Origin of the sequence: Xylanibacter rodentium (genome assembly GCF_013166575.1) — a bacterium.
Classification (GTDB): Bacteria; Bacteroidota; Bacteroidia; order Bacteroidales; family Bacteroidaceae; genus Prevotella; species Prevotella rodentium.
In genome coordinates, this window is record NZ_JABKKE010000001.1 from 228,562 (window position 1) to 245,576 (window position 17,015).

The 17,015-nt window shown below is 46.5% G+C and carries 10 protein-coding genes and 2 tRNA genes; 9 read left to right on the forward strand and 3 right to left on the reverse strand.

What is annotated here, in order from left to right:
• The first annotated feature begins 262 nt into the window (after window positions 1-262).
• The 5 genes from HPS55_RS00915 to HPS55_RS00935 all read left to right on the forward strand — a co-directional run bounded on the left by HPS55_RS00915 (window position 263) and on the right by HPS55_RS00935 (window position 5,790).
• Window positions 263-1,702, forward strand: coding sequence for a tagaturonate reductase (locus HPS55_RS00915; protein WP_172173683.1), 1,440 nt, complete (start codon window positions 263-265; stop codon window positions 1,700-1,702).
• Window positions 1,703-1,892: 190 nt separating this feature from the next.
• Complete coding sequence (locus HPS55_RS00920) at window positions 1,893-2,630, forward strand: TIGR02757 family protein (RefSeq protein WP_172173686.1); 738 nt, start codon at window positions 1,893-1,895, stop codon at window positions 2,628-2,630.
• 85 nt (window positions 2,631-2,715) lie between these two features.
• Complete coding sequence (uvrA, locus tag HPS55_RS00925) at window positions 2,716-5,529, forward strand: excinuclease ABC subunit UvrA (protein ID WP_172323521.1); 2,814 nt, start codon at window positions 2,716-2,718, stop codon at window positions 5,527-5,529.
• A 67-nt stretch (window positions 5,530-5,596) separates the two neighbouring features.
• Window positions 5,597-5,669 (forward strand) — tRNA-Thr (locus tag HPS55_RS00930).
• A 48-nt stretch (window positions 5,670-5,717) separates the two neighbouring features.
• A tRNA-Gly gene (locus tag HPS55_RS00935) sits at window positions 5,718-5,790 on the forward strand.
• Window positions 5,791-6,005: 215 nt separating this feature from the next.
• On the opposite strand, the gene HPS55_RS00940 is transcribed toward HPS55_RS00935, so the two are convergent.
• Window positions 6,006-8,216: a RelA/SpoT family protein gene (locus tag HPS55_RS00940; protein ID WP_172173692.1), complete on the reverse strand. Its 2,211-nt coding sequence runs from the start codon at window positions 8,214-8,216 to the stop codon at window positions 6,006-6,008.
• Between the two features lie 115 nt (window positions 8,217-8,331).
• On the opposite strand from HPS55_RS00940, the gene HPS55_RS00945 reads away from it, so the two are divergent.
• Window positions 8,332-9,849 (forward strand): DUF4301 family protein, encoded by a 1,518-nt coding sequence (locus HPS55_RS00945; RefSeq protein ID WP_172173695.1) that lies wholly within the window; start codon window positions 8,332-8,334, stop codon window positions 9,847-9,849.
• Between the two features lie 179 nt (window positions 9,850-10,028).
• On the opposite strand, the gene HPS55_RS00950 is transcribed toward HPS55_RS00945, so the two are convergent.
• Complete coding sequence (locus tag HPS55_RS00950; protein ID WP_172173698.1) at window positions 10,029-10,658, reverse strand: TetR/AcrR family transcriptional regulator; 630 nt, start codon at window positions 10,656-10,658, stop codon at window positions 10,029-10,031.
• A 156-nt stretch (window positions 10,659-10,814) separates the two neighbouring features.
• Here HPS55_RS00950 and HPS55_RS00955 point away from each other — a divergent pair, with 156 nt between their 5' ends.
• The 3 genes from HPS55_RS00955 (at window position 10,815) to nudC (ending at window position 15,916) form a co-directional block, all read left to right on the forward strand.
• Entirely contained in the window at window positions 10,815-13,115 is a 2,301-nt protein-coding gene (locus tag HPS55_RS00955; protein ID WP_172173701.1) for an NADP-dependent malic enzyme, read from the forward strand.
• 233 nt (window positions 13,116-13,348) lie between these two features.
• Window positions 13,349-15,085, forward strand: coding sequence for a bifunctional metallophosphatase/5'-nucleotidase (locus tag HPS55_RS00960; RefSeq protein ID WP_172173704.1), 1,737 nt, complete (start codon window positions 13,349-13,351; stop codon window positions 15,083-15,085).
• Window positions 15,086-15,139: 54 nt separating this feature from the next.
• Window positions 15,140-15,916, forward strand: coding sequence for an NAD(+) diphosphatase (nudC, locus tag HPS55_RS00965; protein WP_172173707.1), 777 nt, complete (start codon window positions 15,140-15,142; stop codon window positions 15,914-15,916).
• Window positions 15,917-16,178: 262 nt separating this feature from the next.
• On the opposite strand, the gene HPS55_RS00970 is transcribed toward nudC, so the two are convergent.
• Complete coding sequence (locus HPS55_RS00970; RefSeq protein ID WP_172174376.1) at window positions 16,179-16,982, reverse strand: DUF4738 domain-containing protein; 804 nt, start codon at window positions 16,980-16,982, stop codon at window positions 16,179-16,181.
• Between the last annotated feature and the right edge of the window lie 33 nt (window positions 16,983-17,015).

Below are 17,015 nucleotides of genomic sequence, written 5' to 3' on the forward strand. Positions count from 1 at the left end.
ACATATCCGCATAAGCCTGATGACCCTAATTCTGACGCGACACAATCTTTTCATATATCGGGAATTCACCAATGCCACATTCCGTCATTGCAACTTTGCATGACAGCATGAACAGACAGCGTAAACCTTTTCGTAAATTATTGTCCTTTTATTTGCTTCTTTATTTGTTGCTTCTGAAAAAAAACATTATCTTTGCGCTATAATTATAACGGACAACAAATCAGAATAATTCTACAAAGCAAAGAAATTATAATTTACCATTATGAAACCATTAAACAAAAATTTTGCGCCTAAAAGCGTAATGCCCGAAAAGGTCATTCAGTTTGGAGAAGGCAACTTCCTCCGTGCATTCGTAGATTGGATTATCTGGAACATGGACCAGAAGACGGATTTCAACGGCTCTGTGGTAGTGGTACAGCCCATCGACCGCGGTATGGCAGAATGGCTCAACGGACAGGACTGCCTATATCACGTAAACCTGCAGGGACGAGAAAACGGGCAGCCCGTAAACACACTCCAACGCATCGACGTAATCAGCCGTGCGCTGAACCCCTATACACAAAACCAGGCATTCATGGCACTGGCCGACCAGCCGGAGATACGCTTCGTGATTTCAAACACCACTGAAGCCGGTATTGCCTTTGACCCGAATTGCAAACTGGAAGACGCTCCCGCTTCGTCATATCCCGGCAAGCTCGTACAGCTGCTCTACCGTCGTTGGCAGACTTTCAACGGTGATCCCTCGAAAGGCCTCATCATCTTCCCATGCGAGCTCATCTTCCTCAACGGTCATGTACTGAAAGACTGCATCAACAAGTATATCGAACTATGGAAACTGCCGAAGGAGTTCAAGGAGTGGTTTGACAACAGTTGCGGCGTATATGCCACGCTCGTCGACCGAATCGTACCTGGATTCCCTCGCAAGGAAATAGCCGAGATACAGGAGAAGATAAGCTACCGCGACAATCTCGTAGTACAGGCTGAGACATTCCACCTTTGGGTAATAGAAGCTCCGAAAGAAGTTGCCAAGGAGTTCCCCGCAGACAAGGCCGGCCTGAACGTACTGTTCGTTCCATCGGAAGAACCGTACCACAAGCGCAAGGTGACGCTGCTCAACGGCCCGCACACAGTACTCTCGCCGGTGGCATTCCTAAGCGGAGTGAACATCGTACGAGACGCGTGCAACCACGAAGTCATCGGCAAATATATCCACAAGGTACAGTTTGAAGAGCTAATGCAGACTCTCGACCTACCGATGGAAGAACTGGAGAAGTTTGCCGCCGACGTGCTGGAACGCTTCGACAACCCGTTCGTGGACCATCAGGTTACAAGCATCATGCTCAACTCGTTCCCCAAGTTCTGCGCACGTGACCTGCCAGGCGTGAAGACTTATTTGGAGCGCAAGGGTGAACTGCCCAAAGGACTGGTATTCGGCCTGGCCGCAATCATCACATACTACAAAGGAGGCAAGCGCGAGGACGGTACGGAGATTGTCCCCAACGACGCACAAGACATCATGGACCTGCTAAAGGAGCTTTGGGCTACAGGAAGCACACAGAAAGTGGCCGACGGAGTTCTCGGTGCAACATCCATATGGAACGAAGACCTCAATGCTGTTGACGGTCTGAATGCACTTGTAAAGCAGTATCTTGACCTGATTCAAGAAAAGGGTATGCTTGAAGCGGTGAAGACAATACTCTAAACAACCGGTTCCTGGAGAAACAGGAAAAATATATACTTCAATAAAAGATGACAAGTTCCCGTATCCATCCGATATCAGGTCATAATAAAGTATCGGAAGAGACGGGGACTTGTTTTAATTGTCCAGACCTACACAAATTCACGCATGACCCAGACGACTGAAGTCATGCCATTATATTGCAACATATTTCATGAACGACATCAACTCGTTACTTATAGAATACGCGGGGCGATACGAAACACCCGATTTTCTTCCGGCCGATCCAAGCTGGTTCATGCACAAGGTAAACGGCCGACAAAACCAAGAGACCATGGCTTTCATCGCCTCATGTCTGAGCTATGGCAGCCGCCGGCAGTTCTTCCCCAAAATACAGTATATACTCGACTGCTCGAAAGGAGAAGTATACGAATGGGTGCGCAGCGGCAACTTTGACAGTGACATTCCTGACGATGCCCAGTGCTACTACCGACTGTACACACGCCACACTATGAACAAGTTCCTGCATGCCCTGCAAGATATGATATGCAAACACGGTTCGATAGAAAACTTCGTGCGCAGCAATGCCTCTGACGGTTATTCTGCCGTGGAGGCCATCTGCAGATTCTTTGCATCAAGAGGAATCGAAGTCATAATACCCAAAGACACACGGTCGGCATGCAAGCGTGTATGTATGTTTCTGAGATGGATGGTGCGCGACGATTCACCCGTGGACCTCGGGCTATGGAGTGATTTCATAGACAAGCGCACACTTATAATGCCGATGGACACACACGTTGTACAACAGGCCTGTCGCCTCGGACTGCTCAACGGCAGGCAGGCAACGATGGCCTCGGCCCGCAGACTGACGGCCCGCATGGCGGAAGTGTTCCCCGACGACCCTCTGAAAGGCGACTTCGCACTGTTCGGATATGGTGTGAATAATGACTGAAAGATGTATTCAGTAGCTAAAATATTTTGATATTCACACGTTTTGCAATATCTTTGCATGCTCAAACATGAACACATTCATCAATATGAACGACTACATAGAGATAAAGGGAGCAAGGGTAAACAATCTGAAGAATATCGACATCAAGATTCCACGAGACAAATTTGTCGCGATAACCGGAGTCAGTGGCTCAGGAAAATCGTCATTGGCTTTCGACACACTGTATGCCGAAGGACAACGGCGTTATGTGGAAAGCCTGTCGGCATATGCACGCCAATTTCTCGGACGTAAGAACAAGCCGGAATGTGATTTCATAAAAGGTATTCCGCCTGCTATCGCCATAGAACAGAAAGTGATAAGCCGCAATCCACGGTCTACAGTAGGCACGACAACAGAGATTTACGAATATCTCAGACTATTGTTCGCACGCATAGGACGCACTTATTCGCCTATAAGCGGAGAAGAGGTGAAGAAACACAGCACAGAAGACGTTGTGGAATGTACACGCAAATACTCGGAAGGCACAAGGTTTGTCGTGATGACACCGATACGTCCCGTTGAAGGCCGGACATTGGAACAGCAACTGAAAATGTATATCCTGCAAGGCTATGCCAGACTGTTCTGTGACGGGGAGTTCGCGAGGATTGAAGATTTTCTGTCTGACGGGAAACACATTGGATGCAAAGCGGAAGAAATATATCTGGTAATAGACCGAATGTCAGTAGATTGGTCTAAAGATTCTGTATCACGGTTGATTGATTCTGCCGAGACGGCATTCTATGAGGGCAACGGTATATGCCGGCTGACGTTCTTGCCGTCAATGCTCAGCTATGATTTCTCTACACGATTCGAGTCCGACGGAATGACATTTGAGGAGCCCAACGACAATATGTTTTCATTCAACTCGCCCGCCGGTGCTTGTCCGGAATGTCAAGGATTCGGCAGAATAATAGGCATAGACGAGAAACTTGTGGTTCCGAACACTACGCTTAGCGTATACGACGGATGCGTTGTATGCTGGCATGGCGAGAAGATGGGACAATGGAAAGATGAGTTTTGCAGGCGTGCCGTGAAAGACGACTTCCCTATTTTCGAGCCATACTACAATCTGACACAGAAACAGAAAGACTGGTTATGGCACGGACTACCATGCGACAAGCACAAGGACATACAAGACAAAGTGTGCATAGACGCTTTCTTCCAGATGGTGAAAGACAATCAATACAAGATACAGTATCGTGTAATGATGGCACGCTATCGCGGCAAGACCGTATGCCCCGTATGTCACGGGACAAGGTTGAAGAAAGAAGCTGACTATGTCAAGGTAGGCGGACGAAGCATATCAAACCTTGTGGAAATGCCGGTGGCAAGACTAAAAGAATGGTTCGACAATCTGCAGCTTACCGAAAACGAAGTTTCCATAAGCCGGCGGCTGATCACAGAAATCAGAAACCGGCTGCAATTTCTTCTCGACGTCGGTCTCGGATATCTCACCCTTAACCGCATGTCAAACACGCTGAGCGGTGGGGAGAGCCAACGAATAAATCTTACAACATCGTTAGGAAGCAGCCTCGTCGGTTCGCTATACATACTTGATGAGCCAAGCATCGGCCTGCACAGCCGGGACACGGACCGTCTGATAAAGGTTTTGAAAGACTTGCAATCGCTCGGAAACACGGTCGTGATAGTGGAACATGACGAGGAGATAATGCGTGCGGCCGACTATCTGATAGATGTGGGCCCCGATGCAGGACGACATGGAGGAGAAATTGTCTTCGAAGGCAATGCCACAGATATAAACGACAAGACAACGGAGAAATTTCCCCATAGTCATACCGTAAAATACCTTACGGGAAAAGACACTCTCGATATTCCGGCCGGACGACGCAAATGGAACATGAGTATTATGGTAAAAGGAGCACGTATGAACAACCTTAAGGGGATAGACGTGCGGATACCGCTCAATGTCCTGACCGTTGTGACAGGTGTGAGCGGCTCGGGCAAGTCCAGTCTGATAAAAGGAATACTCTACCCTGCCGTCAAACGACTGCTCGGTGACGTATGTGACGCACCAGGAGAGCATATAGGCATAGAAGGAGACTTGAAGGCTGTCAAGCGCATAGAGTTTGTCGACCAGAATCCTATCGGGAAGAGTACACGCTCCAATCCGGCAACTTATGTAAAGGCATACGATGCCATACGCGATCTGTTCGCACAGCAACCCCTTGCACGGCAAATGGGATTTACATCGCAATATTTCTCGTTCAATGCCGACGGAGGCCGCTGTGAAGAATGTAAAGGGGCCGGAGTTATAACCGTTGAAATGCAGTTTATGGCAGATCTTGTCATGGAATGTGAATGCTGTCATGGCCGTCGATTCAAAAAAGACATACTCGAAGTGAAATTTGCGGAAAAAAACATTGACGATGTTCTCAACATGACGATAAGTGAGGCTGTACAGTTCTTCTCAAAAAACAATCAGAACACGATCGTAAAAAGACTCAAGACACTCGAAAGTGTCGGGCTGGGATACATCAAACTCGGTCAGAACTCATCATCGCTATCCGGTGGAGAGAACCAGCGAGTGAAACTGGCCTATTTCATAGGACAGGAAAAACAAGAACCTACAATGTTCATTTTCGACGAGCCTACAACAGGTTTGCATTTCCATGACATAAAGCGATTGCTTGCTACTTTCGATGCATTGATTGAACGAGGACATTCGATAGTTGTAATCGAGCACAATCTTGATGTCATAAAATGCGCGGACTATGTCATTGACATGGGACCGGACGGTGGAGATCGCGGCGGAAATCTTGTCACATCGGGTACCCCAGAAGAGATATGTACATGCAAGGAAAGCATTACCGGTAAATATTTAAAGACAAAACTTTCTTAAAAATTTTGTGAATTAAAATAATTATATTACCTTTGCATTCGCAAAACAAAAAAGAGGTCATTGAAAAGCCGACATGGCTCAGTTGGTAGAGCAATTCATTCGTAATGAATAGGTCCCCGGTTCGAGTCCGGGTGTCGGCTCTCTTTTTTATTATTTCGAAAGACATTCCATAAGCATTTCATTCTAATGCGGTAATAGCTCAGTTGGTAGAGCATTGGCTTCCCAAGCCGAGGGTCGCGGGTTCGAGTCCCGTTTACCGCTCTTAACAGCAAGTCCATATTGTCAAATACAACAATATGGAAAGAAAAATAACGAGATGTCTTGTATTCGTCAGTTTTATAAAATGTCGATATTCAATATTTATTTGACGGACAAATACAAGACACATGTTGTTGGGCGCAACTGAAGATATGTCCACACAAGTATAATAAGCCGAATCTTAACACAGCTCCACGGACAACCTCATATTATAGACACTATATTCTCTCCACCTGTTTCACTCCTTTGACTGTGCGCAACTTACGTATCAAGGCTTCCATACGTGAGGTGTCGTCTATCATCACTACAAGATTGCCACGGAAAAGCCCGTCGTTGCTGTCTATGCTTATACTGCGCAAAGTCAGTTTCTCATCCTTGCTGATAATACTCGTAAGATTGTTCACAATGCCGATGTCATCGTTTCCTATGATACGCAAAGTTATAGAATATTGCGACGTTCCCTTTCCGCTCCACTTTGCACGCACCACACGGTAACCGAAACGCTTACGCATCTCTGGGGCATTCGGGCAATCCGTGCGATGGATCTTTATACCGCCATTGATGGTCACAAAACCGAAAACGTCATCACCATAGATGGGATTACAGCAACGGGCCAACTGATAATCAATACCTTTGAGATTGCGGTCGATGACAAGCACATCATCATTACCACGTGAAACACCAGTATTAATATTCTGAAAGCAAAACTCTTCCGCACTTCTCGCCGGACCGTCCGCTCCGTGTCCCGACTCACGATTCTGCAAATCCACATAAGTATCTATCACTACATTCACATCAAGCGAACCGTCGACTATCTGCTTATAGAAATCGCTGACTTCCTTAAAACCCAACTTCTTGACAAGACGGGCCATGAGCGACTCGTCCTGTTCTATCTTCCGGTTCTTGAACTTACGCTCAAGCATTTCCTTGGCAAACAGGCCTTCCTTGACCTGAGTTTCCTTCAAGGCCAGACGAATCTTTGATTTGGCACGCGATGTCTTGACTATATTGAGCCAATCACGTTTGGGCTTTTGCGTGGTAGATGTCATCACTTCTATCTGATCACCGCTACGCAACGGTTCACGAAATGTGACCACCTTATTGTTGATACGTGCACCCGTGCATCCGTTACCAATCTTAGAATGGATATGATATGCAAAGTCAAGTACCGTAGCTCCTTTAGGGAACTTCAGCAAATCTCCTTTGGGAGTGAATACAAATACCTCGTCTTCATAAAGGTCCATCTTAAACTGGTCCATCACCTGCAAATCGTCACTGGTTTCCAATATATTACGTATGCTGGTGAGCCATTCGTCAAGGTTTGTCTCACCCTTCACACCCTTATACCGCCAATGAGCAGCCACACCGCGTTCGGCAATTTCGTCCATACGCTCTGTACGTATCTGTACTTCCACCCACTTTTTCTCCGGACCGAGCACCGTGATATGCAGACTCTCATAACCATTCGACTTTGGCACCGAAAGCCAGTCACGCAAACGTTTGGGATTGGGCTGATACATGTCGGTAATGATGGAATAGGCTTGCCAACATTGCATCTTCTCCTTCTCCAACGGAGAATCTATGATAATGCGGATTGCAAAAAGGTCATATATGCCCTCAAAGCCACACTTCTGCTTCTTCATCTTCTGCCATATGGAGTGTATGCTCTTGGTCCGGCCCTTCATATGGAATCGCAGACCGGCTTCTTGCAATTTATCTTTTATAGGCCCGATGAATCCATCAATATAAGCATCACGTGCCTGCTTGGTGGCATTGAGCTTGTCCTTTATCATGTAATAGGCATCATGCTCAAGATATTTCAAAGACAAGTCTTCCAGCTCGCTCTTCAGCTTATAAAGTCCCAGCTTATGGGCAAGAGGAGCATAAAGATACGCTGCTTCCTCAGATACTTTGCGCTTGGTTTCATAATTTTCACTGTCTCGAATCTGACGCATCAGATTGACACGATATGCTATCATGATAAGAATAACACGCATATCTTCAGCAAACGACAAAAGCAGATTACGGAAATTCTCACTCTCCACAACCGGATTCTTTGCATAAAGCTCAGATATACGTATCAGGCCATGCAGTATGCGGGCTACAGATTCACCAAACTCCGTGCGCACTTCATCGACAGTCATAAATCCTCCGTCAACACTCGGATGAAGCAATATAGCCAGAACGGCATCACGCTTCAGACCGATTTCCTCTACTACAATCAGAGCTGTCTGAAAACCAAAAAGTATCGGATTATGCCCGAAAGCATCACGATGCACCTGGCCTTTCTCCACCGACTCTTCCAAATGGCGGCACATACGGCTCTCATCATCAGGCAGGAGTGAAACTTCTATCTGCCTTTTTAATTTGGCATAAAGCAAATAAAGACTTTCCTTCTCTTCTACTGTAAACTCAAATCTTTCAGTCATAATCGTTTTTGTATGTCAATATAACTATGCAAAGATACAATTTTTCTACGATTTATTCGGTTTTTACAGAAAAAGTTATTATTTTTGTTGCATTATTTTTATAAATTACATAAATATGTTATCACAGGAAGACCTTAAACAGATTGCTCTCAAAGGAATAACAGAAGAGCAGATTAACACTCAGTTAGAACAATTCAAAACCGGTTTCCCATTTCTGAAACTGGAAGCTGCCGCAGCTATCGGCCACGGCATCATGGCTCCCGACGAAACAGAGCGTACAGAATACGTGAAGAAATGGAACGACTATAAGGCCCAAGGCAAACGCGTAGTAAAATTCGTACCCGCCTCAGGAGCTGCAAGCCGTATGTTCAAGGATATTTTCGCTTTCCTTGATGCTGACTATACTGTGCCTACTACCGACTTTGAAAAATACTATTTCAACAATCTGGAACATTTTGCATTCTATGATGCACTGAGCATTCAATGTCAAAAGAATGAGGGCAAAAGCATAAAAGAACTTATTGATGAAGGAAAATATAAAGCCGTTGCAGAAAATATGCTTGAAGAAAAAGGGCTTAACTACGGACAATTGCCCAAAGGCATGTTGCTATTCCACAATTACAATGAGGGGCCACGCACTCCCATGGAAGAACATCTTGTCGAAGGAGCACTGTACGCAGCAAGCAACGGTGAGGCACATGTACACTTCACAGTAAGCCATGAACACATGCCACTGTTTAAACAGAAAGTGGCTGATAAAACAGAAAACTATGCCAAAAAATACGGTATAAAGTATGATATAACATTTTCCGAACAGAAACCAAGTACCGACACCGTGGCTGTCAACACCGACAACACACCGTTCCGAACAGCCGATGGCAAGTTGCTTTTCCGTCCGGGAGGCCACGGGGCTCTGATTGAAAATCTCAACGAGATTGAGGCTGACGTTATATTTATAAAGAATATAGACAACGTTGTGCCGGACAGTATGAAAGCCGATACAGTTGAATATAAACAAGTGATAGCAGGAATACTGGTCACCCTGCAAGAAAAGGCATTCGAATATCTGCGACTGCTTGACACAGGCTCATACAGTCATGAGAAACTTGAAGAAATAATCAGATTTGTACAACACGACCTATGCTGTCGCAAGTCAGACATCAAACATCTGGAAGATGCCGAACTCGTAATCTATCTAAGAAATAAACTCAACCGCCCGATGCGTGTATGCGGAGTTGTTAAAAATGTAGGAGAACCAGGAGGCGGCCCATTCCTCACATACAATCAAGACGGCACAGTGAGCCTTCAGATTCTCGAAAGCAGTCAAATAGACAAAAGCAACAAGGAATATATGGAAATGTTTACCAAAGGTACACACTTCAACCCTGTAGATCTTGTATGTGCTGTGAAGGACTACAAAGGACAACCTTTCTCTCTTCCAGAATATGTAGACAAGTCAACAGGATTCATAAGTAGCAAAAGCAAGAACGGAAAAGAACTGAAAGCCCTCGAACTTCCGGGACTGTGGAACGGAGCCATGAGCAATTGGAACACAATATTTGTCGAGGTTCCGCTATCTACATTCAATCCTGTGAAGACTGTCAATGATCTTCTGCGTGAAGAACACCAATAAAAAAACAGAAGTTTATATCAAACCAAGTTAGTCAACAAAAAGAAAACGCACGGCATTTAAAGCCAAAAAACAGATTATACGTATTAATTTTGTTGACTTACTTATAATAAATAAAGTGTGTCATAAAGCAGAATACTCAAACACAAAGGATTGTTGAGATTCAAACTTTGTAACACACTTTATTGTTTATCTTCCAAAAAACGATCGAGAATATCCGCACCTCTCTGCGTACAGATTCCACGTAACGACACAAACACTATATTAGACATTATCTCTTCCATTGTATAATGCTGATATAACATCCTCGACATTATGAACTTACCCAATACATCAAACATACAGGCAACAATCTCATAGTTGACATCATCACGAAAAAATCCTTCTGCAACACCACGATGCAGGAAGTCGACAAACTGGGCGTGGGCATCTTCATTTTCTTGATCGAAATACTTCAGAATCTTAGGATATTTCTCCATATCCGAATAGAACATCGGATTGGTATGCCTGAACGACTCCACATGCTGCTTGTATGCATAAAGTATAACATCCATCACATTGCTGCTATTGATAGAAACTTCCTTTATCTGCTCATTTTTTATGTTATGAAACTTCTTAACCCCTTCAAAAAGCAGCCTTTCTTTATCATCATAAATTTCATACAACGTACGCTTCGATATGGATAACCTGTTTGCTATATCATCCATTTTTACTGCACGTATCCCTTTCTCTTGAAACATTTTCATCGATGTTTCAAGTATCTTGTCCTTCAGCGATTGTCTGTATGTTGAAATATTCTTTATTTCTTGCATATATAAACCATATTATAATGCAAAGTTACTAAATTTCTAAAAAAAAATATCATTTTAATTTTGTTTTTGCTAACTTTGCTTCCCGAAAACTGAAAAGTCGAAAGTGATGAAAATAAAATAATCAAGACGACACAATAATAACAAAACAATACAACTATGGTAAAAATATCAAAAGAGGCTGCACTCGAATACCACGAGAATAGCAGGCCTGGAAAGATTGAGGTGATACCAACCAAACCTTACCGCACACAAACAGACTTGAGCTTGGCTTATTCGCCCGGTGTGGCTTATCCCTGTCTTGAAATACAGCAGAATCCTGACGACGCATACAAATATACGGACAAGGGAAATCTCGTTGCTGTCATCAGCAACGGAACTGCAGTGCTCGGACTCGGAGACATAGGCGCGCTGAGCGGAAAACCAGTTATGGAAGGTAAGGGACTGCTGTTCAAGATATACGGCGGTATCGACGTTTTCGACATTGAAGTGGCAGAGAAAGATCCGGAAAAATTCTGTGAGGCAGTGGAAAAGATAGCTCCCACTTTCGGAGGTATCAATCTTGAAGATATCAAGGCACCGGAGTGCTTCTATATAGAGGAAAGACTGAAGAAGAGTCTGGACATCCCGGTGATGCATGACGACCAGCACGGTACAGCCATAATATCTGCGGCAGGACTCAAAAACGCTCTTGAAGTAAACGGCAAAGATATAAAGAAAGTAAAGATTGTGGTCAACGGCGCCGGTGCAGCTGCCATATCATGCACAAAACTGTATATGGCATTAGGTGCACAACGTGAGAATATCGTAATGCTTGACTCCAAAGGTGTCATAACCAGTGACCGCCCCAACCTGACGGAACAGAAGAAATTCTTTGCCACAGACAGACGTGACATCCACACTCTTGAAGAGGCGATAAAGGGTGCCGACGTCTTCGTAGGACTGTCGAAGGGCAACATCCTTTCGCAGGATATGATACGTTCCATGGCCGACCAGCCCATCGTCTTCGCTCTGGCCAACCCCGTGCCCGAGATTAGTTACGAGGAGGCTATGGCCAGCCGACCCGATGTGCTCATGGCCACCGGACGCTCTGACTATCCCAACCAGATAAACAACGTTATCGGCTTCCCCTACATCTTCCGAGGCGCTCTTGACGTACATGCCACAGCCATCAACGAAGAGATGAAAATGGCGGCCGTGCATGCCATTGCCGAACTGGCAAAACAGCCGGTGCCCGATGTTGTCAACGATATATATCAGGTGAACAACCTCACGTTCGGCCCACTCTATTTCATCCCGAAACCCGTCGACCCCCGTCTTATCACCGAAGTGTCGGCCGCAGTGGCCAAGGCTGCTATTGACAGCGGCGTGGCCCGCAAGACTATTACCGACTGGGCAGCCTACAAGAACCAGTTGCGCGAACTGCTCGGACAGGAGACCAAGCTCACACAGAAGCTCCACGACACGGCACGTTCGCATCCGCAGAGAGTCGTATTTGCCGAAGGCATACACCCTACCATGCTGAAGGCTGCCGTACAGGCCAAGGCCGAAGGCATCTGTCAGCCGATACTTCTCGGCAATGATGAGCGCATAGAGAAGCTAGCCAAAGAGCTCGACCTCAATCTCGACGGCATAGAGATTGTCAATCTGCGTCACGACAATCAGGCCGAACGCCGCGAGCGCTATGCCCGTGTGCTCGCCGAAAAGCGTCAGCGCCAGGGATACACCGTCGACGAAGCCAACGACAAGATGTTCGAGCGCAACTACTTCGGTATGATGATGGTTGAGACCGGCGAGGCCGACGCTTTCATAACCGGTCTGTATACAAAATATTCGAACACCATCAAGGTGGCCAAAGAGGTTATCGGCATACGTCCGGAATACAATCACTTTGGCACCATGCACATCGTAAACTCGAAGAAAGGTACATACTATATAGCCGACACGCTCATCAACAGACATCCCGACAAGGAAGTGTTGAAGGACGTAGCCAAACTGAGTGCCATGACTGTAAGATTCTTCAACGATGAGCCTTCCATCGCCATGCTCAGTTATAGCAACTTCGGAAGCGATGACTCCGGCAGCCCCGCTCAGGTGCATCAGGCTGTTGAGGAATTGCAGCAGCAGTACCCCGACCTTGCCATCGACGGCGAGATGCAGGTTAACTTTGCCCTCAACAGGGAGTTGCGCGACAAGAAATACCCATTCTCACGTCTCAACGGACGCGACGTCAACACGCTGGTATTCCCCAACCTGAGCAGCGCCAACGGTGCATACAAGCTGTTGCAGGCTCTCTCGCCCGAGACCGAAATTATCGGCCCGATACAGATGGGTCTCAACAAGCCTATCCACTTCACCGACTTCGAATGCTCCGTGCGCGATGTGATAAACATCACCGCCGTAGCAGTAATCGATGCTTACGTGGACAAGATAAAGAACAAGATTACTGAAGCTGAGTAAATGTAGCCGACGGATAATCCTATCGGGCCGGAAGAAAAACAGGAAACGTTTTCTTCCGGCCCGATTCTTTTCCAGACAAAGAATAAGGTCAAGTTGATAAACAGATATTAACAATTAATCGTATCTAACCGTAATCCCATTTTTCAGCTATACATTCTTAAAAAATAAACTTGCAAGCACCGTTTTGTCATCAATATAAAGTATCTTTGCACAAACTTAAGCAACGGCAATATATGAAAGAATTAGCAGTAACAGGTCTTGCAATGCTTTGTCTGGCGACACCGGCACCGGCAAAAAACAAGAAGATAAACCTGAGAATCATAGAAACAAGCGATGTACACGGATGTTTCTTCCCATACAACTTCATAGAGCGCAAGCCCATGAAAGGGACACTCGCACGCGTAAGCACATACGTCAACCGGCTAAGGAAGCATTACGGTGACAACCTGATCCTGCTGGACAACGGCGACATTCTTCAGGGCCAGCCCACATGCTACTACTACAACTATATCGCCACCGACACCAAAAACATAGCCGCAGAGGTGGTCAACTATATGAAATACGACGCCGGAGCTTTCGGCAACCACGACATAGAGACCGGCCATGCCGTATACGACAAATGGATAAAGGAAGTGGAATGCCCCATTGTCGGAGCCAACATCATAGACACCGTCAGCGGCAAACCATACACAACCCCATACACCATCATCCTACGCGAAGGCATAAAGATTGCCATCCTCGGCATGACGACACCCGCCATACCTAATTGGCTCAACGAATCCCTGTGGGCCGGACTGCGCTTTGACGGCATTAAGGAGTCTGCACGGTACTGGATGGAACACTTGAAGAAGACTGAACGACCGGATATAGTCATCGGACTGTTCCACAGCGGATGGGAAGGAGGCATCAGCACACAACTGTACACTGAAGACGAAACGCACGACGTGGCACGCGAAATACCAGGATTCGACATCGTCTTTTACGGTCACGACCACACCCGGCGCCGCTCCGTCGTGACAAACGACGAAGGCACCGAGGTTCTTTGCCTTGACCCTTCATGCAACGCCCTCATGGTTGGAGACGCCTCCATAGAGATAGAGACGGAAAACGGCCGCGTGGTCCGGAAGTCTGTCACAGGCCAGGTGCACGACATATGCGACGAAGCCGTAGACGAAGACTTCATGGAACACTTCAAGCCGCATACAGACCTCATCAACGACTATGTAAGCCGCCCTGTAGGAACACTCGGCGACACCATCTGCACACGGGACTGTTTCTTCGGCAGCGCTCCCTTCACCGACCTTGTCCACAATCTGCAGCTGGCCATCACCGGCGCCGACATATCGTTCAACGCCCCACTCTCTTTCAACATCAGTGTGCCGAAAGGCGAAATATATGTCAGTGACATGTTCAAGCTCTACAAGTACGAGAACAACATTTACGTGCTCAACATGACCGGCGAAGAGATCAGGAAGCATCTTGAGATGAGCTACGACCTATGGGTGAACACCATGAAGAGTCCGGACGACCATATAATGCTTCTTGACGATGACAACAGAAACGACATGCAGAAGTACGGGTTCAAGAACATGACATTCAACTTCGACAGCGCCGCAGGCATCGACTACGAGGTAGACGTGACACAGCCCAACGGCCGTAAAGTCCGCATATTGCGCATGAGCGACGGCCGGCCCTTCGACGAACACAGATGGTACAAGGTGGTGATGAACAGCTATCGCGGCAACGGTGGCGGAGAGCTGCTTACCCGTGGAGCCGGCATATCCAGGGATTCCATCGACGCACGCATCGTATACCGCAGTGACAAGGACCAGCGCTTCTACCTGATGAAAGAGATAGAACGCATGAAAAACGTATTGCCCAAGGCCAACGGAAACTGGCGTTTCGTGCCCGTCGAATGGGTCCGGCCGGCGATAGAGAGAGACAGGAAGCTGATTTTCGGAGACCTTTAGATTAAAAAACTGTCGTTCAGAGTTATCCTAAACAAAACAATATCAACAAAAGCCATGTATTCATTTTTTGTTTTCCACAAAGGCGATATAATGCTGGAAAGGCGTCCCGACGGCACGTATACCATACCATCCGGCGAAGATCCGCCTACTGAAATACAGCCGCATACAAACATCATCAACGTCACGGCCCCCGCATTCCCGAACACCAAGATACGTACATACGCCATTGACAGCCCCGTCGACACGGCACCACACTACGAGATGTGTCCACTGCGGTCGAGCTACTACAAGCTGCCATACAACATGTACGTCACTGCCGGAAAATGCCGCGAACTGCTCTACTGGGACGAGAGCACGCGCTTCTGCGGAGTCTGCGGCAACAGAATGAAGATGCACACGGAGATAAGCAAATGCTGCGAGAAATGTGGAAAGGAAGTATGGCCCCAACTGGCCACGGCCGTTATCGTCCTTGTAAGACGCGGCAGCGAGATGCTTCTCGTACACGCAAACAACTTCCGCGGCAACTTCTACGGTCTCGTCGCAGGATTCGTCGAGACGGGAGAGACACTCGAAGAGGCTGTGCAGCGCGAAGTGCTCGAAGAAACGGGCATACGCATCAAAAACATCAGATATTTCAGCAGCCAGCCATGGCCATATCCCTGCGGACTGATGGTGGGCTTCAACGCCGAATACGACAGTGGCGACATACGGCTGCAAAGCACCGAACTCAGCGCCGGAGCATGGTTCGGCAAAGACAATCTGCCCGAAATACCCGAAAAACTGTCAATAGCAAGACAACTGATAGACAACTTTCTACTGAATTTAGAATAATTGAGAATTTAGAATAATTGAGAATTTAGAATAATTGAGAATTTAGAATAATTGAGAATTTAGAATAATTGAGAATTTAGAATAATTGAGAATTTAGAATTTAGAATGGAGAATTATGATTTGCTTTGTTGTATGATTATAAACATGGACTATATAAGTGAAGAAATCAACTTATAAGATGCTTTTTGACCGTATAACAAAGCAAATCATAATTCTCCATTCTAAATTCTAAATTCTCAATTATTCTAAATTCTCAATTATTCTAATACTCGATCAACTCCATTGACATCTCCCCGTCAAACGTTATCTGCGTGTCAAGCAGATAACAGCTGTCACCGTCGGGAATACATATTGTCGAATTGAAATGGAAGCCACGTGCATCCACCTTGCCGAATTCCATATGACCCAGTACCGCCCTTCGCAGAAACGTCTCGGGTACAAGCCGTGAATACATCTGCTTGGTGAAGTCCCGGGAGTACAACTGCCGGGTGCCATGATACACGCTCACGTGTATTATATTGTCATAATACACATTCTCAACCTTCACTCCATCATTGTTGTACGATGTCCTGACAACCTTGTATGTGGTTGGATTTACGGCAATATAACAGTGATAGCGCTCACCGCCATACACAACTACCGTGTCCGTCTTCAACTTCTGAGGAGACACCGTCATCGGTTCCGGACTATCGTGCACGAATGCGATAGTGTCGTTGGGAGCGCTGCTCTTCACCAGTCTCACCACATCGCCGTTGGGATTCTTAAAAGAAAACAGATGGGCCGTGTGCTTGACTATCGGGTACTTCACCCGCGCTTCACCCATTACAAGAGTGTCGCCGATTATCACAAAACGGGCCGGCCGGCTTGTCCTGTCAGGATAGAAAATTGTATCACCCTCTATCTTGAAGACTATGCTCTCCGATATCTCGTCAGCCCATATGCCCTGCAACATAGCCTTGGCTTCTACATTTTCCATACGGTCGGCAGCAGCTTCGGACTTGCGCCCGCACCCCACCGTCAGCAACGATGCCGCCACCGCCGACAACAGCATGAATACCACGGCCATTTGCTTCTTATTATCCAACATTGCGACTATAAT

Coding starts and splice junctions, on each gene's coding strand:
- HPS55_RS00920 (WP_172173686.1), top strand. CDS start 1,893: ATGAACGACATCAACTCGTTACTTATAGAATACGCGGGGCGATACGAA.
- uvrA (WP_172323521.1), top strand. CDS start 2,716: ATGAACGACTACATAGAGATAAAGGGAGCAAGGGTAAACAATCTGAAG.
- HPS55_RS00970 (WP_172174376.1), bottom strand. CDS start 16,982: ATGGCCGTGGTATTCATGCTGTTGTCGGCGGTGGCGGCATCGTTGCTG.
- HPS55_RS00960 (WP_172173704.1), top strand. CDS start 13,349: ATGAAAGAATTAGCAGTAACAGGTCTTGCAATGCTTTGTCTGGCGACA.
- HPS55_RS00945 (WP_172173695.1), top strand. CDS start 8,332: ATGTTATCACAGGAAGACCTTAAACAGATTGCTCTCAAAGGAATAACA.
- HPS55_RS00915 (WP_172173683.1), top strand. CDS start 263: ATGAAACCATTAAACAAAAATTTTGCGCCTAAAAGCGTAATGCCCGAA.
- nudC (WP_172173707.1), top strand. CDS start 15,140: ATGTATTCATTTTTTGTTTTCCACAAAGGCGATATAATGCTGGAAAGG.
- HPS55_RS00940 (WP_172173692.1), bottom strand. CDS start 8,216: ATGACTGAAAGATTTGAGTTTACAGTAGAAGAGAAGGAAAGTCTTTAT.
- HPS55_RS00950 (WP_172173698.1), bottom strand. CDS start 10,658: ATGCAAGAAATAAAGAATATTTCAACATACAGACAATCGCTGAAGGAC.
- HPS55_RS00955 (WP_172173701.1), top strand. CDS start 10,815: ATGGTAAAAATATCAAAAGAGGCTGCACTCGAATACCACGAGAATAGC.